Origin of the sequence: Methylorubrum populi (assembly GCF_002355515.1) — a bacterium.
Lineage (GTDB): Bacteria > Pseudomonadota > Alphaproteobacteria > Rhizobiales > Beijerinckiaceae > Methylobacterium > Methylobacterium populi_A.
In genome coordinates, this window is the sequence record NZ_AP014809.1 from 4,639,776 (window position 1) to 4,659,836 (window position 20,061).

General features: G+C 67.2%; 10 protein-coding genes. 6 read left to right on the forward strand and 4 right to left on the reverse strand.

Features of this window, described 5'->3' with window-relative positions:
* Positions 1–43 precede the first annotated feature (43 nt).
* A complete protein-coding gene (locus MPPM_RS21515; RefSeq protein WP_096486795.1) occupies positions 44–1,687 on the reverse strand; it encodes a B12-binding domain-containing radical SAM protein in 1,644 nt (547 codons plus the stop codon).
* Positions 1,688–2,440: 753 nt separating this feature from the next.
* Here MPPM_RS21515 and MPPM_RS21520 point away from each other — a divergent pair.
* Positions 2,441–3,985 (forward strand): porin, encoded by a 1,545-nt coding sequence (locus MPPM_RS21520; protein WP_096486796.1) that lies wholly within the window; start codon positions 2,441–2,443, stop codon positions 3,983–3,985.
* 57 nt (positions 3,986–4,042) lie between these two features.
* Here the strand turns inward: MPPM_RS21520 and MPPM_RS28595 are convergent, their stop codons facing one another.
* A complete protein-coding gene (locus MPPM_RS28595) occupies positions 4,043–4,192 on the reverse strand; it encodes a hypothetical protein (RefSeq protein ID WP_173807935.1) in 150 nt (49 codons plus the stop codon).
* A gap of 768 nt (positions 4,193–4,960) precedes the next feature.
* Here MPPM_RS28595 and rplJ point away from each other — a divergent pair.
* From rplJ to MPPM_RS21545, 5 genes are all read left to right on the forward strand, one after another.
* A complete protein-coding gene (gene rplJ, locus MPPM_RS21525; protein ID WP_012456200.1) occupies positions 4,961–5,479 on the forward strand; it encodes a 50S ribosomal protein L10 in 519 nt (172 codons plus the stop codon).
* 57 nt (positions 5,480–5,536) lie between these two features.
* Positions 5,537–5,917, forward strand: coding sequence for a 50S ribosomal protein L7/L12 (gene rplL / locus MPPM_RS21530; protein WP_096486797.1), 381 nt, complete (start codon positions 5,537–5,539; stop codon positions 5,915–5,917).
* Positions 5,918–6,179: 262 nt separating this feature from the next.
* Positions 6,180–10,310, forward strand: coding sequence for a DNA-directed RNA polymerase subunit beta (rpoB, locus tag MPPM_RS21535; RefSeq protein ID WP_096486798.1), 4,131 nt, complete (start codon positions 6,180–6,182; stop codon positions 10,308–10,310).
* A gap of 178 nt (positions 10,311–10,488) precedes the next feature.
* A complete protein-coding gene (gene rpoC, locus MPPM_RS21540) occupies positions 10,489–14,706 on the forward strand; it encodes a DNA-directed RNA polymerase subunit beta' (protein ID WP_096486799.1) in 4,218 nt (1,405 codons plus the stop codon).
* Positions 14,707–15,231: 525 nt separating this feature from the next.
* Entirely contained in the window at positions 15,232–18,360 is a 3,129-nt protein-coding gene (locus MPPM_RS21545) for an alkaline phosphatase (RefSeq protein WP_096486800.1), read from the forward strand.
* Positions 18,361–18,583: 223 nt separating this feature from the next.
* Here the strand turns inward: MPPM_RS21545 and MPPM_RS21550 are convergent, their stop codons facing one another.
* Positions 18,584–19,687, reverse strand: a complete 1,104-nt coding sequence (locus MPPM_RS21550; protein WP_096486801.1) for a polyamine ABC transporter substrate-binding protein — start codon at positions 19,685–19,687, stop codon at positions 18,584–18,586.
* Positions 19,684–20,043, reverse strand: coding sequence for a RidA family protein (locus MPPM_RS21555; RefSeq protein WP_096486802.1), 360 nt, complete (start codon positions 20,041–20,043; stop codon positions 19,684–19,686). Before MPPM_RS21555 ends, MPPM_RS21550 begins: the two co-directional genes overlap by 4 nt.
* Positions 20,044–20,061 lie beyond the last annotated feature (18 nt).

Genomic DNA, 20,061 nt, shown 5'->3' on the forward strand with positions numbered 1-20,061 from the left:
TCCGTCCCCTCGCCCCATCCGGTGCCGGCGAAGCCCGGACGGGTCAGGCCGCCTCGCGCTCCGGTGCGAGGCGGCGGCGGGCGTTCTCCCACCAGCTGCGCTGGCGCTGCGCCTCGGCCTCCGCCGCCTTGGCGGCGTAGAACGACGCGTTGTGCTCGCCCCGCAGCGCCTCGCGGGTGAAGCGGATGAGGTGGTGGGCGACGAAGCCCATGTTGAACACCGCCTCGATCTGTCCACGCTTGAGTGCGTGGCCCGCCGCCCGCCAGAACGGCCGGCGATAGTCGGAGAAGATGCCGACCCGGGTGATGATGTTGAAGCCGAGGATCAGGCCGCGGCGCAGGTTGGTCTTGGTGAGCTTGCCCTTGGTCGGCGTGACGATGCGATTGCCGTAGGTCACGTCGCACTGGTGCTTGAAGCGCTCGAACAGGTGCTCGGGCGCGTAGGCGTGGGCGATGGCCCGGCGCCAGGAATTCACCACCGTGTCGTGGGGACGCTTGAACAGCACGTTCGATTCGAGGCTGGCATCGTGCAGCAGCCGGCCCTCCCGTTCCAGCCGGTCCCACAACGGTGTCTTGGGCAGGGCCTGGAGCAGGTTGATCGTCAACACCGGGATCGCGGACTTGTCGATGAAGTCGATCAGGTTCTGCTCGGACTTGTCGGTGTCGGAGTCGAGGCCGAGGATGATGCCCGAGGTGACCTCGAGGCCGTAGGAATTGAGCGTCTCGATCGCCTCGTACATCGGCACGGCGGCGTTGTGGGTCTTGTCGATCCCCTTGAGCGCGTCGGCCTCCGGCGTCTCGATGCCGACAAACACCGTCATGAAGTTGGCCTGCCGCATCAGCTCGAGGATCTCGGGCTGCTTGGCCATGTTGAGCGTCGCCTCGCAGGCGAACTGGAGCGGATAGTTGTTCCGCTTCTGCCACTCCACGAGGTGGGGCAGCATCTCGCGGGTCGCCTTGCGGTTGGCGATGAAGTTGTCGTCGACGAAGTAGACCACCGCCGGATGGCCGGGCTGGCTGATGATCGCGTCGAGTTCGGCGCACATCTGCTCCGGGCTCTTCAGCCGGGGCTGACGGCCGTAGAGCTGCGGGATGTCGCAGAACTCGCAGCGATAGGGGCAGCCCGACGAGAATTGCAGCGAGCCGATCAGGTAGCGCTTGAGCGGCACCGCCTCATAGGCCGGGGCGGGGAAGTCGGAAAGCGCGAGCCGGTCCTTGGTGTCGAGCACGACCTGGGCCGCCGGCCGCGCGAGGTCGCGGTCGAGGATCTCGATGAGGCGGTCGGTGGCGTCGCCGATCTCGCCGACATGGAGATAGTCGAAGTCCGGATACTTCTCCGGCGCGCCCGAGACCGAGGGGCCGCCGAGCACCGCCACCTTGCCGGCCTCGTGCGCCCGCCGGCCGATGTCGTGGATCTGGCCTTCCTGGATATGCATGCCCGACACGAACACCGCGTCGGCCCAGGCGAAGTCCTGCGGCGAGGCCGGCCGGATGTTCTCATCGACGAAGCGGCACTCCCAGGTCTCGGGCATGTAGGCCGCGATCACCAGGAGCCCCTGGGGCGGCATGAACGCCTTCACCCCGCCCATCAGCGGGTAGGCGTGGGAGAACGTGCCGAAGGACGGCGTGTAGGCGGGAAAGACGCACAGGATGCGCCGGCGGGACGAGACGGGGAGAGTGCAACGCATGGCAGGCAATCTAGCACAGCGCGATGGTTTGGCGTCCCCTGTTTGACGCGGCAGCGGCTTCAAATCGCGGTGCGAAGGCGATCCCGGTCGGTCCCCGCCCCATTTCCGGAGCCGCGAAGGCCGGGGCGGCGTGTCTCGGCAGAAAGCCGGTCACAGAACCGATCGCATCGCGGCCCGGTGCCGCTTGGCGGGCGGATCCGTGGACGACGCCCGCTGCGGGATCCGCGGTATGCGGCAGGCACATGGGCCTCCCTCGATCCGGTGGGCATGCTTCCCCAGGCAAAGGTGGGGGCCGCTCCGTCGGTCGCCGCCTCGGGCCGAGGCGATCGGCCCCCAGGGGCGGGACGCGCCGCAGACAACATGAGGGTTGAACTGCGTTGTAAATCACGTTTGGATGTCGGTTATATGACAATGATTACTTAGATTTTTTCGGGATTAAACGCTCATATCGCTCGTTTATAAAGTAAAGAGTGGCGATAGTCGTAGCAAAATATTCGACAATACTTTCAATCCCCGAATTCCGATGCTATCGGCCAAGCACCGGGCGAGAACGCGCCGGATCGCTAAGCGATTGAGCCAACTAACGACTTTTCCGGCCGTCGCGGGCTTCGCGGCGTCCTGTCGCGTGCGGCTTCACTTTGCGATCCGGGTCCGCTCCCGGCCCGAATGCACGCAACCAGAGGCTGATCGCGCTCCAGCACAACACGGCGGACGGCATCACGCCGGCCTGGAGCGCGCCGAGGGGTTCGAGAGATGAAACGACGTCTTCTGACCGCGCTGCTCTTATCGGGCGCCCTGGCGCTCCCCGCGGCTCGGGCTCAGGCTCAGACGGTGGCGGAGCTGCAGCGCCAGATCAACGAGCTCAAAGCGATGATCCGGGCGCAGGCCGAGGCGAAGGAGCAGGGAAGGGGGCGGCGCGGCGGCCCGGTCGCCGCCCGGGACCTCGCGCGGCCGGCCAATGCCCGCATCACCGATGCCGGCACCTTCCCCGCGGCGGGCCGGCCGGTCGAGTCGGCGGTCGCACAGCCGGCGGCGCCCGCCCCGGTGCCGCACCGCTTCGCCCTCGACGAGCCGGAGACGTGGTACGACGCGCTGGTGCCGCCGGCGCCGCAGCTGCTCGCGGACGGGCCGAACCACGGCGCCCGGCCGAAGACGTGGTTCGAACGGCTGTCGCTGCGCGGCTACACGCAGCTGCGCTGGAACGAGTTCCTTTCCGGCGACGACACCGCGCCGGCGGGCCGTTCGCGGCTGCGCTCCGTCCACGACAGCGGCATCTCGGATCGCAACAACTTCACCTTCCGGCGCGTGCGCCTCGTGCTGCAGGGCGACATCCACGAGCGGGTGTTCATCTACCTGCAGCCCGATTTCGCGGTGAACGTGTCCAACCAGTCGGGTCCCGAGGGGCGCCAGCACTACACCCAGCTGCGCGACGCCTACGCCGACGTGTTCCTCGACGACGAGCGCCGGACCAAGCTGCGCTTCGGCCAGCAGAAGGTGCCCTACGGCTGGGAGAACCTGCAATCCTCGCAGAACCGCCTGACCCTCGACCGTTCCGACGCGATCAACAGCGGCGTGCCCGGTGAGCGCGATATCGGCATCTCCTTCTACTACACGCCCTGGCACGTGCAGCGGATCTGGGACCGGCTCGCCAAGGGCGGCCAGAAGCTGTTCGGCAATTACGGCGCCTTCGGCCTCGGCATCTACAACGGCCAGACCATCAACCGGATCGAGGCCAACGAGGACCTGATGACGGTCATGATGGCGACCTGGCCGTTCGAGCTCGACGGGCTCGGGGAGGCGTTCCGGGGCCAGGTGCTGGAGGTCGGCGGCTCGGCCTACCGCAACCGGTTCCGGCCCGAGCTCGGCAGCCCCGGTCTCGGAAACGGCTACGACGACGAGCGCGTCGGCCTGCACGCGATCCTGTACCCGCAGCCCTTCGGCCTCCAGGCGGAGTGGAACTGGGGCCGCGGACCCGAATACGATCCCGTCACCCGGGCGATCCAGACCAAGCCGCTGCAGGGCGGCTACGTCCAGGCGATGTACCGGGTCGACCACTCGCCGGTCGGTCCGTTCATGCCCTATGCCCGCTGGCAGACCTACGACGGCGGCTGGAAGGTGGGGACGAGCGCGCCGCGGCTCGACACCGACGAGTTCGAGCTCGGCGTCGAGTTCCAGCCGATCAAGGCGGTCGAGCTGACGCTCGCCTACGCCAACATGAACCGGCGCGAGGCCAGCATCAGCCGCTTCGGCCGGGCCAAGGGCGATCTTTTCCGCGCCCAGCTGCAGATCAACTACTGATACGCGGCGACGGATTGCCGTCGGGTCTCGGGCGGGGATCCCGAGGCTGCCTCCGGCTCAGGCCTCGGGCCGCTTCGACAGCAGCGAGGCCCGGCCCGCGCCCTTGCCACCCTCGGCGTCCGGGTTGCGCAGCTCGCGCATCCCGGGCAGGTGGCCGTCCAGAACGAAGACGATCACCACCACCGCCAGCAACACCTTCGAGGCCATCGCCCGAGACTTTCCCTGCCTTTTGTGCGCTGCGGTGTAAGGCCGCCGCGGCCGGGTGCGGGATGCGCTGGCGCACACGGATCCCACGGCGCGGCAGGGCCCGGGCGAACAGAGTCAACATCGGGTAAAAGCCGGGCCGAGACCGGTCTCGACGCGCGCCCCGGCGTTCGGGAGATGGCGATGCCGGGCGGGGGGGCGGCTTCGCCGGTGACGCGTCCGCGCGGCTCCCGAGATGCTTGCCAGCCGACTTGCCAGCCGACTTGCCGGCCCATTTGCCTGCGCGCTTGCCTGCGACGGAAAAGTCGCGTTGCGGGACTTGGCAGGGAGCTTGCACGCCGCTATAGACCGCGCTCCACGAATTCACCCATTGGAAGGGATCGGCCGATCGGTCGGTTTCCATTCGAGATGCCGCCCGGGCGACCGGGTGGTGATGGCCGGAAAGGACTTGGGGCAGCCGCTCCGAGCGCCGTTTCCGGCTATGTCCTGTCCGAGACTGCAGGCGCCGGGCGACCGGCTTAATCGGCGACAGCCTGCACAGACGGGGAAGACCGAATTTTCTTATACCTCGCTTCGAGGCCGCCAGGCATCGGAGGGAGGCATCGGTTTGAACCAATCTCACCCGCGGGGGGCCGGCATCGGCGCTTCAAGGGGACAGGGCCGTGAGACGTCGCCCGGGCGACGGTTCCGGCTTCTCAGCCGAGATCCGTTCCGGGCGGCAAGTGCAACCGGCGGACCTGCCTCAGGTTCCGCCAACCGGAGAGAGCACCAGTGGACAGGACAGCAAAAGCTGATCTCGTCTCGACGCTCAACGGCGTGTTCACCACGAACGCCGTCGTCGTCGTGGCCCACTACAAGGGCCTCACGGTCGCCGACATGCAGAAGCTGCGCTCGCAGATGAAGCAGGCCGGCGCCACCGTGAAGGTCGCCAAGAACCGGCTCGCCAGCATCGCTCTCGATGGCACGGACGTCGCCTCCATCAAGCCCCTCCTGAAGGGCCCGACCCTGCTCGCCTATTCGAGCGATCCGGTCGCGGCCGCCAAGGTTGCGGTGGATTTCGCCAAGACGAACGACAAGCTCGTGATTCTCGGCGGCGCCATGGGAACGACTGCCCTGAACCCGGACGGCGTGAAGGCACTCGCCACGCTCCCGTCCCTCGACGAACTGCGCGCCAAGCTCGTGGGCCTCATCCAGGCTCCCGCGACCAAGGTCGCCCAGGTCGTCAACGCGCCGGCGGCCAAGCTCGCCCGCGTGTTCGGGGCCTATGCCAAGAAGGACGAAGCGGCCTGAGCCGTTTCCCCCTTACAAACCGACCCGTTCAAACCGATATATTGAAGGAACAGACACATGGCTGATCTCGCCAAGATCGTCGACGACCTCTCCTCGCTGACCGTTCTCGAGGCCGCCGAGCTCGCCAAGCTCCTCGAGGAGAAGTGGGGCGTCTCGGCTGCCGCCGCCGTCGCCGTCGCCGGCCCCGCTGCTGGTGGTGGCGCCGCCGCCCCGGCCGCCGAGGAGCAGACCGAGTTCACCGTCGTCCTGGCCTCGGCCGGCGACAAGAAGATCGAGGTCATCAAGGAGGTCCGCGCGATCACCGGCCTCGGCCTCAAGGAGGCCAAGGACCTCGTCGAGGGCGCGCCCAAGCCTGTCAAGGAAGGCGCGACCAAGGACGAGGCCGAGAAGCTCAAGGCCCAGCTCGAGAAGGCCGGCGCCAAGGTCGAGCTCAAGTAATCCGTCGGTGGGCCGTTCCGGCCCATTGCATCCGGCGCGTGCCCCCCGGGGCCGCGCCGGCCTTCACGCCCGCGGGCTCCGGCTCGCGGGCTAACGCCGCTTCGGGCGGCCGTCGTTTCCGAGGGCGGGATCGTGCGGCGAACGAAGACGAATTCGGTTCGGGTGGGCTGATCGTCCGGCGGGGCGGCCCTTCTTGGTCCGGTGACGGGAGGTGTTTCACCTTCCCCGGACACCCTACGCTGAGGTGGTGGAGCGAGGTCTCATGGCCAATACGCTGGTCGGTCGCAAGCGCATTCGCAAGTTCTTCGGGAAGATCCGGGAAGTCGCCGAGATGCCGAACCTCATCGAGGTTCAGAAGGCGTCCTACGACCAGTTCCTGATGGTGGACGAGCCGGAAGGCGGACGCGCCGACGAGGGCCTGCAGAGCGTCTTCAAGTCGGTGTTCCCGATCTCCGACTTCGCCTCGACGGCGCTGTTGGAGTTCGTGCGCTACACCTTCGAGCAGCCGAAATACGACGTCGACGAGTGCCGCCAGCGCGGCATCACCTTCGCGGCCCCGCTCAAGGTGACGCTGCGCCTGATCGTGTTCGATGTGGATCCCGACACCGGCGCCAAGTCCGTCAAGGACATCAAGGAGCAGGATGTCTACATGGGCGACATGCCGCTCATGACGGATAACGGCACCTTCATCGTCAACGGCACCGAGCGCGTCATCGTCTCGCAGATGCACCGCTCGCCGGGCGTGTTCTTCGACCACGACAAGGGCAAGACGCACTCGTCCGGCAAGCTGCTGTTTGCCGCCCGCATCATCCCCTACCGGGGCTCCTGGCTCGACGTCGAGTTCGACGCCAAGGACATCGTGCACGTGCGCATCGACCGCAAGCGCAAGCTGCCGGTCACCTCGCTGCTGTTCGCCCTCGGCCTCGACGGCGAGGAAATCCTCTCGACCTTCTACAACCGCGTCTCCTACGAGCGGGACGGGGCGGATTGGCGCGTGCCGTTCGACGCCGAGCGTCTGAAGGGCTTCAAGGCCTCCGTCGATCTCATCGACGCCGATTCCGGCGAGGTGGTGCTCGAAGCCGGCAAGAAGCTCAACGCCCGCAACGCGCGCCTCATCGGCGAGAAGGGCACCAAGTTCCTCAAGGCGACCGACGAGGATCTCGTCGGCCAGTACATCGCCGAGGATCTCGTCAACGGGAAGACCGGCGAGATCTGGGCCGAGGCCGGCGACGAGATCTCCGAGAAGCTGCTCAAGGCGCTCGACGATGTCGGCGTCACCGAGATCCCGGTGCTCGACATCGACCACGTCAATGTCGGTCCCTACATCCGCAACACGCTGGCCGTGGACAAGAATTCCGGCCGCGAGGGCGCGCTGTTCGACATCTACCGCGTCATGCGCCCCGGCGAGCCGCCGACGCTCGACACCGCGGAGGCGATGTTCCACTCGCTGTTCTTCGACGCCGAGCGCTACGACCTCTCCGCGGTCGGCCGCGTGAAGATGAACATGCGCCTCGACCTCGACGCCGCCGACACCGTGCGCACGCTGCGCCGCGAGGACATGCTCGCGGTCGTCAAGGCGCTGGTGGACCTGCGCGACGGCAAGGGCGAGATCGACGACATCGACCACCTTGGCAACCGCCGCGTCCGCTCGGTCGGCGAGCTGATGGAGAACCAGTACCGCCTGGGTCTCCTGCGGATGGAGCGCGCCATCAAGGAGCGCATGTCCTCGGTCGATATCGACACGGTGATGCCGCAGGACCTCATCAACGCGAAGCCCGCCGCGGCGGCGGTGCGCGAGTTCTTCGGCTCGTCGCAGCTCTCGCAGTTCATGGACCAGACCAACCCGCTGTCGGAAGTGACGCACAAGCGCCGCCTCTCGGCGCTCGGCCCGGGCGGTCTGACCCGCGAGCGCGCCGGCTTCGAGGTGCGCGACGTGCACCCGACCCATTACGGCCGCATCTGCCCGATCGAGACGCCGGAAGGCCCGAATATCGGCCTGATCAACTCGCTGGCGACCTTCGCCCGCGTGAACAAGTACGGCTTCATCGAGACCCCGTTCCGCCGGGTGAAGGACGGCGTGGTGACCGACGAGGTCGCCTACCTCTCCGCCATGGAGGAGGCGAAGTACTACGTCGCCCAGGCCAATGCCGGCATGGACGAGAACCGCAAGCTGACGGACGACCTCGTCGTCTGCCGCCGCGCCGGTGAGGTCATCGTGGTCGCCCCCGACCGCGTCGATCTCATGGACGTGTCCCCGAAGCAGCTCGTGTCGGTCGCAGCCGCGCTGATCCCGTTCCTCGAGAACGACGACGCCAACCGTGCGCTGATGGGCTCGAACATGCAGCGCCAGGCGGTGCCGCTGGTTCGCGCCGACGCGCCCTTCGTCGGCACCGGCATGGAGGCCGTGGTCGCCCGCGATTCCGGCGCCGCCATCGCCGCCCGCCGCTCCGGCATCGTCGATCAGGTGGACGCCACCCGTATCGTCATCCGCGCCACGGAGGAGACCGACCCGACCAAGCCCGGCGTCGACATCTACCGCCTGCAGAAGTTCCAGCGCTCGAACCAGTCGACCTGCATCACGCAGAAGCCGCTGGTGCGCGTCGGCGAGCCGGTGAAGAAGGGCGAGATCATCGCCGACGGTCCCTCGACCGAGTTCGGCGAGCTCGCGCTCGGCCGCAACGTGCTCGTCGCGTTCATGCCCTGGAACGGCTACAACTTCGAGGACTCGATCCTGCTCTCCGAGCGGATCGTGAAGGATGACGTGTTCACCTCGATCCACATCGAGGAATTCGAGGTGATGGCCCGCGACACCAAGCTGGGTCCGGAGGAAATCACCCGCGACATCCCGAACGTCTCGGAAGAGGCGCTCAAGAACCTCGACGAGGCCGGCATCGTCTATATCGGCGCCGAGGTCCATGCCGGCGACATCCTCGTCGGCAAGATCACGCCGAAGGGCGAGAGCCCGATGACGCCGGAGGAGAAGCTCCTGCGCGCCATCTTCGGCGAGAAGGCGTCCGACGTGCGCGACACCTCGCTCCGGGTCCCCCCGGGCGTGACCGGCACGATCGTCGAGGTCCGGGTGTTCAACCGCCACGGCGTCGACAAGGATGAGCGCGCCCAGGCGATCGAGCGTGAGGAGATCGAGCGTCTCGCCAAGGACCGCGACGACGAGCAGACCATCCTCGACCGCAACACCTATGCGCGTCTCGCCGAGGTTCTGATCGGCCAGTCGCCGATCGCCGGGCCGAAGGGCTTCCGCAAGGACACCACGCTGACCCGTGAGATCATCAGCGAGTATCCCCGCTCGCAATGGTGGCAGTTCGCCGTCGTCGACGACCGTCTGATGACGGAGATCGAGGCGATGCAGAAGCAGTACGACGAGTCGAAGAAGCGCCTCGAGCAGCGCTTCCTCGACAAGGTCGAGAAGCTGCAGCGCGGCGACGAGCTTCCGCCCGGCGTCATGAAGATGGTCAAGGTCTTCGTGGCGGTGAAGCGCAAGATCCAGCCCGGCGACAAGATGGCCGGCCGCCACGGCAACAAGGGTGTCGTGTCGCGCATCGTGCCGATCGAGGACATGCCGTTCCTCGAGGACGGCACGCATGCCGACATCGTGCTCAACCCGCTCGGCGTGCCCTCGCGCATGAATGTCGGTCAGATCCTCGAGACCCACCTCGGCTGGGCGGCTGCGGGCTTGGGTCGCAAGGTCTCGAAGGCGGTCGATGCCTATCTGAAGACGCAGGACATCAACCCGCTCAAGGAGGAGATGAAGGCGATCTACTCCCCCGCCGAGCTGGAAGGCCTGTCGGACGAGGATCTGGCGGAGGCCGGCAACAACGTCCGCCGCGGCGTGCCGATGGCGACCCCCGTGTTCAACGGTGCCAAGGAAGCCGACATCGAGACGATGCTGGAGATGGCCGGGCTCGACCGCTCGGCGCAGTCGACGCTCTACGACGGGCGGACCGGCGAGCCCTTCGACCGCAAGGTCACCATGGGCTACATCTACATGCTGAAGCTGCACCACCTCGTGGACGACAAGATCCACGCGCGCTCGATCGGTCCGTACTCGCTCGTCACCCAGCAGCCCCTGGGCGGCAAGGCGCAGTTCGGCGGCCAGCGCTTCGGTGAGATGGAGGTCTGGGCGCTGGAGGCCTACGGCGCGGCCTACACGCTGCAGGAGATGCTCACGGTGAAGTCGGACGACGTGGCCGGCCGCACCAAGGTCTACGAGGCGATCGTCCGCGGCGACGACACCTTCGAGGCCGGCATCCCCGAGAGCTTCAACGTGCTCGTGAAGGAGATGCGCTCGCTCGGCCTCAACGTCGAGCTGACGAACTCCAAGCAGCAGCAGGCGGCCAACGACCAGATCGAGCCGCCGGCCGACGCCGCCGAGTAACAACCACCATCACCTCCCGCGGCGGCGCTTCTCCCGAGGCGCCGCCGCGGTCGAGCGGGAAGGGGCGGGGCCTTCCGAAGACCCAAGACGGCCAGCGGCGCTCCGGCAGAGCGCGGCGCCATGAGGATGAAGCCGGGACGGCCCAGGCGCGGGGCACCCGGCGAGCAAGGAGCGGATCATGAACCAAGAGGTCATGAACCTTTTCAATCAGCAGGCCCAGCCGCAGAGCTTCGACCAGATCAAGATCTCGATCTCGTCGCCGGAAAAAATTCTCTCGTGGTCCTACGGCGAGATCAAGAAGCCGGAGACGATCAACTACCGCACCTTCAAGCCCGAGCGCGACGGCCTGTTCTGCGCGCGCATCTTCGGGCCGATCAAGGACTACGAGTGCTTGTGCGGCAAGTACAAGCGCATGAAGTACAAGGGCGTCATCTGCGAGAAGTGCGGCGTCGAGGTCACCCTCGCGCGCGTCCGGCGCGACCGCATGGGCCATATCGAGCTGGCCGCCCCCGTCGCCCATATCTGGTTCCTGAAGTCGCTGCCGAGCCGCATCGGCCTGCTGCTCGACATGGCGCTCAAGGACCTTGAGCGGATCCTGTACTTCGAATCCTACGTCGTCATCGAGCCGGGCCTCACCCCCCTCAAGGAGCGTCAGCTCCTGTCGGAGGAGGAGTACCTGCGCGCGCAGGAGGAGTACGGCGAGGATTCGTTCACGGCGATGATCGGCGCCGAGGCGATCCGGCGCATCCTGCAGGAACTCGACCTCGAGGGTATCGCGACCTCGCTCAAGGAGGAGATCGCGACGACGACCTCCGAGCTGAAGCCGAAGAAGCTGATGAAGCGCCTCAAGATCATCGAGGCGTTCCAGCAATCGGGCAACAAGCCCGAGTGGATGATCCTGACGGTCGTGCCCGTCATCCCGCCGGACCTGCGCCCGCTGGTCCCGCTGGACGGCGGCCGCTTCGCGACCTCCGACCTGAACGACCTCTACCGCCGCGTCATCAACCGCAACAACCGCCTTAAGCGGCTGATCGAGCTGCGCGCGCCGGACATCATCATCCGCAACGAGAAGCGCATGCTTCAGGAGGCGGTCGACGCGCTGTTCGACAACGGCCGCCGCGGCCGCGTCATCACGGGTGCCAACAAGCGACCGCTGAAGTCGCTCGCCGACATGCTGAAGGGCAAGCAGGGCCGCTTCCGCCAGAACCTGCTCGGCAAGCGCGTCGACTATTCGGGCCGCTCGGTCATCGTCGTCGGTCCGGAGCTGAAGCTGCACCAGTGCGGCCTGCCGAAGAAGATGGCGCTGGAGCTGTTCAAGCCGTTCATCTACGCGCGCCTCGATGCCAAGGGTTTCTCGGCCACCGTCAAGCAGGCGAAAAAACTCGTCGAGAAGGAGAAGCCCGAAGTCTGGGATATCCTCGATGAGGTGATCCGCGAGCATCCGGTGATGCTGAACCGCGCGCCGACGCTCCACCGCCTCGGCATCCAGGCCTTCGAGCCGAAGCTGATCGAGGGCAAGGCGATCCAGCTCCACCCGCTGGTCTGCGCCGCGTTCAACGCCGACTTCGACGGCGACCAGATGGCCGTGCACGTTCCCCTGAGCCTCGAGGCTCAGCTGGAAGCGCGCGTCCTGATGATGTCGACCAACAACATCCTGCACCCGGCCAACGGCCAGCCGATCATCGTGCCGTCGCAGGACATCGTGCTCGGCCTCTACTACCTCTCGATCGTCGCCGACGGCGCGGTCGGCGAGCACAAGGCTGACGACAAGAACAACCCGATGCAGGGCGTGTTCGGCGATATCGGTCAGCTCGAGCACGCGCTCGCGGCCAAGACCGTTTCGCTGCACTCGAAGATCAAGTGGCGCTGGCGCGGCCTCGGGCCGGACGGCGAGCCCGTGTCGAAGATCTACGACACGACGCCCGGTCGCGTGATCCTGTCCGGCGTGCTGCCGCTGCACCCGAAGGTGCCCTTCGACGTCGTCAACAAGCTGATGACCAAGAAGGAAATCTCGGCGATGATCGACACCGTCTACCGCCATTGCGGTCAGAAGGAGTCGGTGATCTTCTGCGACCGCATCATGGCGCTGGGCTTCAGCCACGCCTTCCGCGCCGGCATCTCGTTCGGCAAGGACGACATGGTCGTGCCGGAGAACAAGTGGTCGATCGTCGACGACACCCGCGCGCTCGTGAAGGATTACGAGCAGCAGTACAACGACGGCCTGATCACCCAGGGCGAGAAGTACAACAAGGTCGTCGACGCCTGGGCCAAGTGCTCGGACAAGCTCGCCGCCGAGATGATGGGCCGGATCTCCGCCGTCCAGAAGGACGACAAGGGAGCCGACAAGCAGGTCAACTCGATCTACATGATGAGCCACTCGGGCGCCCGTGGTTCGCCCGCGCAGATGAAGCAGCTCGCGGCGATGCGCGGCCTCATGGCCAAGCCGTCGGGCGAGATCATCGAGACCCCGATCATCTCGAACTTCAAGGAAGGCCTCGACGTTCTCGAGTACTTCAACTCCACCCACGGCGCCCGTAAGGGCCTCGCGGACACGGCGCTGAAGACCGCGAACTCGGGCTACCTGACCCGCCGCCTCGTCGACGTGGCGCAGGATGCCGTCATCCGCGAGACGGATTGCGGCACGACCAACGGCATCAAGATGCGCGCCATCATCGATGCCGGCCAGGTCGTCGCCCCGCTCGCCATCCGCATCCTGGGCCGCGCCACGGCCGAGGATCTGGTGGCCCAGGACGGGACCGTCATCGTCAAGACCGGCGAGACGATCGAGGAGAAGCATCTGCCGGCGATCAACGCCGCCGGCATCCAGGAGGTGAAGATCCGCTCGGTGCTGGTCTGCCAGACCAAGAGCGGCGTCTGCGCCACCTGCTACGGGCGCGACCTCGCCCGCGGCACGCCCGTCAACATGGGCGAGGCCGTCGGCGTCATCGCGGCGCAGTCGATCGGCGAGCCGGGCACCCAGCTCACCATGCGCACCTTCCACATCGGCGGCGCGGCGCAGATCGCGGATTCGTCCTTCATCGAGTCGAGCTTCGAAGGCACGATCAGGATCCGCAACCGTTCGCTCGCCAAGAACTCGGACGGCGACCTCATCGCCACCGGCCGCTCGGTCGCGGTGGTGATCGTCGGGCCGGACGGCACCGAGCGGGCGGTCCACCGCCTGCAGTACGGCGCCAAGGTTCGCGTGGACGAGGGCGACACGATCAAGCGCGGGCAGCGGATCGCCGAGTGGGATCCCTATACCCGTCCGATCGTCGCCGAGGTGGACGGCATCGTTGGCTACGAGGATCTCTACGATGGCCAGTCCATCACGGAGACCACCGACGAGTCGACCGGCATCGCCAAGCGCGTCGTCATTGACTGGCGCGGCTCGGCCCGCACCTCCGACCTGAAGCCGGCCATGCTCGTGCTGGATCAGGACGGCAAGCCGGTGAAGCTCGCCCGCGGCTCGGATGCCCGCTACTTCCTGCCGGTCGATGCCATCATCGGTCTCGATCCGGGGGCGAAGGTGAAGGCCGGCGACGTGCTGGCCCGCGTCTCGACGGAGTCCGCCAAGACCCGCGACATCACCGGCGGTCTGCCGCGGGTGGCGGAGCTGTTCGAGGCGCGTCGTCCGAAGGACGCGGCGATCATCGCCGAGAAGTCGGGCACGATCGCCTTCGGCCGCGATTACAAGAACAAGCGTCGCCTGACGCTGACGCCGCACGACGGTTCGGAGGCGGTCGAGTACCTGATCCCGAAGGGCAAGCACATCCACTTGCAGGACGGGGACGTGGTCGAGCTCGGCGACTACATCGTCGACGGCAACCCGGCGCCGCACGACATCCTGGCGATCAAGGGCGTGGAGGAGTTGGCCGCCTACCTCGTCAACGAGATCCAGGAGGTCTACCGGCTCCAGGGCGTGTCGATCAACGACAAGCACATCGAGGTCATCGTCCGGCAGATGCTGCAGAAGGTGGAGATCACCGACGGCGGCGACTCGGACATCCTCACCGGCGACCAGATCGACCGGACGGAGCTGGCCGAGTACAACGAGAAGCTGCTCGCCGAGGGCAAGAAGCCGATCCAGGGCGTTCCGGTCCTGCTCGGCATCACCAAGGCGTCGCTGCAGACGAAGTCGTTCATCTCGGCGGCTTCGTTCCAGGAGACCACCCGCGTCCTCACCGAGGCGGCGGTCAACGGCAAGGTCGACACCCTGGAGGGACTGAAGGAGAACGTCATCGTCGGCTCGCTCATCCCGGCCGGCACCGGTTCGCTCGCGGCGGATATCCGCTCCATCGCGCGCCGCCGCGACAGCTTGATCCTGCAGCAGCGCTCCGCCGAGAACGCGGCCAACGCCGCCGAGCTCAGCGAGCTGCCCCCGGCCGCGGCCGAGTAGGCCTTCCGGCAACGATCGCCCGTCCGCGGTTCGCGGACGGATAAGGCGGACGAGAAAAGCCCCGGCTCGCGAGAGCCGGGGCTTTTTCGTTGAGTCCGGGCGTGCCCGATCCTTTCGTGATCGCGGGTTTGGATGTCCCGCAAGCGCGGCGATCGCGAGGCGCGGGGAGGGGGCGACGAAGCGATCGGCCTCGAAGCGGGCGCGGGCGTGACCTGCGATCCGCCCTCCGGGCCCCCCAGGCACCCGACCCGTCCGACCCGTTCGGCGCATCGGATCAGACGAGCAACGGCGCCTTCGTCTGGGGTGCGTCGCCCGATATTTGAATTGGCGCGGGCGAAAATTTGAAACCTGAGAAAATTACAGTATTAGCCGGCTTGTTTTGACTTTTTTGTCATGCGCTTGTCATCGGTCTCAGCGCATTCCAGCGAAGGACCGTAGGCGTGTCGCGCTTGCCCGAAAGGCACGTCTCGGACTGCAGGCATCGGGTTGTCTGCAGGAATGACAATAAAATCGCTGGAGATGAAAATGGCCTCGACTGCCGGTCCCATCAAGAATGTGATCGTGATGATCGCAGACGGTGCGGGCTTCAATACACTCGAGGCAACCCGTCTTTACTTGAACGGTCTCGCGAACGGCGATCCGCGGGCGGGCGCGGCCGGCAAGGTGCTGATTGCCGACGGACCCAGCTTCACCGCCACCGCGCAGTCGGTCTACCCGCTCGACAACCGCACCACCCCCGTTCCCGGCGAGACCGGCCTCGCCCAGAACCCGACGGTGGTCTACGACCCGGCCAAGAACTACGATTTCACCCGCGTCGCGGGCCTCGACCCGAACGGCCAGCCCCGCGCCTTCGCGGGCTACGAGTGGAACCGCAACACCTATCCCGATTCGGGCAACACCGCCTCGTCCATCGCCACCGGCGGCAAGACCTACAACAACGCCATCGACGTCGACGGCAACGGCGCGGACCTGTTCTCGATCGCGGAACTCGCCAAGCAGCAGGGCAAGGCGACCGGTGTCGTCACCACCGTGCAGTTCAGCGACGCGACGCCCTCGGCGACGGGCGGCGCCCACAACATCGCCCGCTCGAACGCCAACCAGATCGCCCGGGAGATGTTCGGGAGCGGCACGCTCGACGTGATCGCCGGCACCGGCAACCCGGATTACGACGATAACGGGCGCCTGCGCACCGCGCCGGACAACACCTGGATCGGCGCCGACCTCTGGAACGGCCTGAAGGCCGACACCTACCGCTCGCAGGACGGGGCGAGCTGGAACCTGCTGCAGGACCGCGCCGCGATCCAGGCCGCCGGCACCGGCGCGCCGACGGCCGAGCGCCTGGCGATGATCTCGAAGGCGTTCACCAGCAGCAACTTCAACCGCTCGGGGGAGGCGCCGCCGAACGGCACCGAGATCCCCTTCAGCGTGCCGCGCCTCGAATCCTCGGCCACGCTGTCCGAGCTGTCGCTCGCCGCCCTCAACAAGCTGAACGCCGATCCGGACGGTCTCTACCTGATGATCGAGGGCGGCGCCGTCGATCGCGCCATGCACGCGAACAATCGCGGTCGGATGATCGAGGAATACATCGACTTCAACAACGCGGTGAAGACGGTCGTCGACTACATCAACTCGCCGACGAGCCGGGCGACCTTCGAGGACACCCTGCTCATCGTCACCGCCGACCACGACCACCTGTTCTTCGGTCCCGAGGGGGCCACCATTCCCTACCAGCCGGTCCAGCCCGACCGGAACGGCGACGGCGTGCCGGAGGGCCTGTTCTTCTCGGGCAGCCACTCGAACCAGATCATTCCGCTCTTCGCCGCAGGCGCCGGATCGGCCCAGCTCAAGCAGCTCGCCGACCAGACCGACTCCTTCACCAACGCGCAGGGTCAGGTGGTCGGCAGCGGGCGCGCCTACACGGACGAGGCCGAGCTCGGCAACTACCTGCTGGGGGCCACCCGCCTCGGCGCCACGGCGGTGACCACCGGCAACGACAACCTGATCGGCACCGATGCCGGCGAGACGCTGGACGGGCTCGCGGGCAACGACGTCATCGACGGGCGCGGCGGCAACGACACCCTGATCGGCGGCCTCGGCAACGACGTGCTGCGCGGCGGCCTCGGCAACGACACCGTCACCGGTGGCGCGGGCAGCGACACCGCCCTGTTCGACGTCAGCACCGACGGCGCCGACCAGATCAATCTCGGCGAGGGCAGCGACCGCGTCGATGTCTCGGCCGCCGCCGCCGGGCAGGTGCGCCTGACCTTCACCTCCGCCGAGGTCGGCAACGGCAGCGCCAATGACGGGCGCGCGAACGCCAACCAGGATGGCGGCCTCGCCGTGCGGCTGCAGGCCGAGGGGGCCGACGGTGCCCTGACCGGCTCCGTCACCCGCATCGACGACGAGGGCATCACCCTGGTCGCGACGACGGACGGCCTCACCTTCGACGTGCGCGACCTCGTCGCCGGGACGGAGCGGGGCGATACCTTCCGGGTCGTGGCGCTGGGCACCTCGGCCGCCGATACGCTCGCACCGCTCACCGGCCGCACGGCCGAGAGCCACTACATCAATGCCGGCCAGGGCGACGACAGGGTCACCGGCGGCAGCGCCGCCGACTTCCTCGTGGGCGGCACCGGCAACGACACGCTGGACGGCCTCGCCGGCAACGACAGCTTCATCGGCGGCGCGGGCAACGACCGCATCAATGGCGGCGACAGCACCGACCGCGCCATCTTCTCCTACGCCCTCGGCAGCCTGGCCCTGGGGCGCGACGCGAGCGGGTTCCTCACCCTCACGGGCACCGAGGGCACCGACACGGTGACGGGGATCGAGCAGTTCCAGTTCAGCGACCGGGTGGTCGACCTGGCAGACGGCAATCCCCTCGTCGACGACCTGTTCTACCTGACCCAGTACAAGGACGTGCTCGCCTCCGGGCAGGACGCCGACGCGCACTACGCCGCCAACGGCGCGAGCGAGGGCCGCGACCCCAACGCCTTCTTCTCCGCCAAGGGCTATGCCGGCATCAACGCCGACGCCGTCCGCTCGAGCGCCAACGCCCTGAGCCACTACGAGACCACCGGCTACAAGGAGGGCCGCGATCCGGGCGTCGGCTTCGACAACGAGTTCTACCTCGCCCGCAACAAGGATGTCGCCGCCGCCGGGCTCAACCCGCTCAAGCACTATCTCGAGTACGGCCAGTCCGAGGGCCGCGCCATCTTCGAGGCGGTCGGCAAGGCGGACACCATCAAGGGCGGGTTCGACGCCGAGTTCTACCTGCTCGGCAATGCCGACGTCCTCCAGGCGGCCCAGGCCGCAGGCCGGACCGACACCTTCGCCTACGCCCGCCAGCATTTCGACACCTATGGCTGGAAGGAGGGCCGCGATCCGAACGCGGTGTTCGACACCAAGGGCTATCTCGCCGCCTACAGGGATGTGGCGCAGGCCGGCATCAACCCGCTGAACCACTACGACACCTATGGCTGGAAGGAGGGCCGCGATCCGTCGCGCGACTTCGACAGCTCGGCCTACCTGCAGGCCAATCCCGACGTGGCCCAGGCGGGGCTCAACCCCCTTCAGCACTACCTCCAGTACGGCCTCGTCGAGAACCGGGCCGTTCTCAACGACGGACGGTTCGATTTCGGCCTGATCGGCTGAGTCCCCATCCGGCTGGTCCTTCCAAAATCGCGGATCCACGCCTCGCCCGGGCGAGGCGCGGATTGGCCGAGACGGTGTCGACGTCGATCACGCCGACACCGGACGCGGTCGCCGGCCGTTTCCCTGAAGCCCGTTTCCATGCAGCCCGTGTCCACGATCGGGGAAAGCCGTGATGCGAGCCCGCGGGGGCGCCGCGTCACGGCTCCGGCGTGTCCGTCCCGCTTCACCGCCCCGTGCGCACCCGGGTCCAGGCGCGCGTCACGAAGCGCTGGGTCGAGTCGTTCCAGGCGGTGTTGACCGAGAGCCGCTGCATCACCGCCTCGTCCGGGTAGATGCCGGGATTGTTGCGGATCTCCGGCTTCACGAATTTCTGCGAGGCGAGATTGCCGTTGGCATAGGAAACGAAGTTGGTGTTGGCCGCGGCCACCTCGGGGCGCATCATGTAGTCGATGAAGGCGTGGGCCTCGGCCGGGTGGGCGGCGTCCTTCGGGATCGCGAAGGCGTCGAACCACATCAGCGCGCCCTCCTTCGGGATGAAGTAGGCGACCTCGACGCCGTTCTTCGATTCCTCGGCGCGCTTCTTCGCCTGCATCACGTCGCCGGAATAGCCGACCGCGAGGCAGACATCGCCGTTGGCGAGCCCGTTGATGTATTCCGAGGAGTGGAATTTCCGCACCGAGCCGCGGACCTTGTAGAGCGCGTCGGTCACCGCCGTGATGTCGTCCCAGCGCTTCGAGTCGGACTTGTAGCCGTAGAAGGGCAGGATCGAGGGGATCAGGTCCTCGGGAGAATCGAGGAGCATGACGCCGCAATCCTTGAGCTTGGCCATGGAGCTCGGATTGAGCACGAGGCTCCAGCTGTTCAGCGGCGCATTCGCGCCCAGGCGCTCGCGCACGGCGGCGACATTCACGCCGATGCCGGTCGTGCCCCACATGTAATCGACGGCGTAGGTGTTGCCGGGGTCGTAAGCCTGGAGCCGGCCCGTAATCTCGGGCCAGGCGTGCTTGAGGTTCGGGATCTTCGCCTTGTCGAGGGGCAGGAAGATTCCGGCCCGGATCAGGCGCTGCAGGAACGGGCCCGAGGGCACGACGATGTCGTAGCCGGACTTGCCGGCCAGGAGCTTCGTCTCGAGGATCTCGTTGTTGTCGTAGGTGTCGTAGACGACCTTGATCCCCGTCTCCCTGGTGAAGTCGTCGAGCACCTTCGGGTCGATATAGTCCGACCAGTTGTAGATGTTGACGACCCGCTCCTCGGCCCGCAGGCTACCGGCCGCGCAGAGGAGGAAGGGGAGGGCGGCGAGCCCTCCCAGCAGACGCCGCCGGATCACGATTTGCCCCGCGCGGCGGTGACGGCGATCTCGACGCGGTATTCGGGGGCGACGAGCCGCGCCTCGACGGTGGCGCGGGCGGGCGGGTTGGTCTTGTCGACCCAGGCGTCCCAGGCGGCGTTCATCTCGGCGAAGCCGGCGATGTCGGCGAGGTAGATCGTCGCCGACAGGATGCGGGACTTGTCGCTGCCGGCTGCCATGAGCAGCCGGTCGATCTGCTCCAGGATCTGCTGGGTCTGTGCGGTAACGCCGGTGCCGACCACGTCGGCGGCCACCTGACCCGCCAGGAAGACGAGGTCGCCGTGGGCGACCGCCTGGGACATGCGCGGGCCGGTCTCGTAGCGTTCGATGGTCATGGTCGTGGTCGCCGGTCT

Coding starts and splice junctions, on each gene's coding strand:
- MPPM_RS21515 (WP_096486795.1), bottom strand. CDS start 1,687: ATGCGTTGCACTCTCCCCGTCTCGTCCCGCCGGCGCATCCTGTGCGTC.
- MPPM_RS21520 (WP_096486796.1), top strand. CDS start 2,441: ATGAAACGACGTCTTCTGACCGCGCTGCTCTTATCGGGCGCCCTGGCG.
- MPPM_RS28595 (WP_173807935.1), bottom strand. CDS start 4,192: ATGGCCTCGAAGGTGTTGCTGGCGGTGGTGGTGATCGTCTTCGTTCTG.
- rplL (WP_096486797.1), top strand. CDS start 5,537: ATGGCTGATCTCGCCAAGATCGTCGACGACCTCTCCTCGCTGACCGTT.
- rpoB (WP_096486798.1), top strand. CDS start 6,180: ATGGCCAATACGCTGGTCGGTCGCAAGCGCATTCGCAAGTTCTTCGGG.
- rpoC (WP_096486799.1), top strand. CDS start 10,489: ATGAACCAAGAGGTCATGAACCTTTTCAATCAGCAGGCCCAGCCGCAG.
- MPPM_RS21545 (WP_096486800.1), top strand. CDS start 15,232: ATGGCCTCGACTGCCGGTCCCATCAAGAATGTGATCGTGATGATCGCA.
- MPPM_RS21555 (WP_096486802.1), bottom strand. CDS start 20,043: ATGACCATCGAACGCTACGAGACCGGCCCGCGCATGTCCCAGGCGGTC.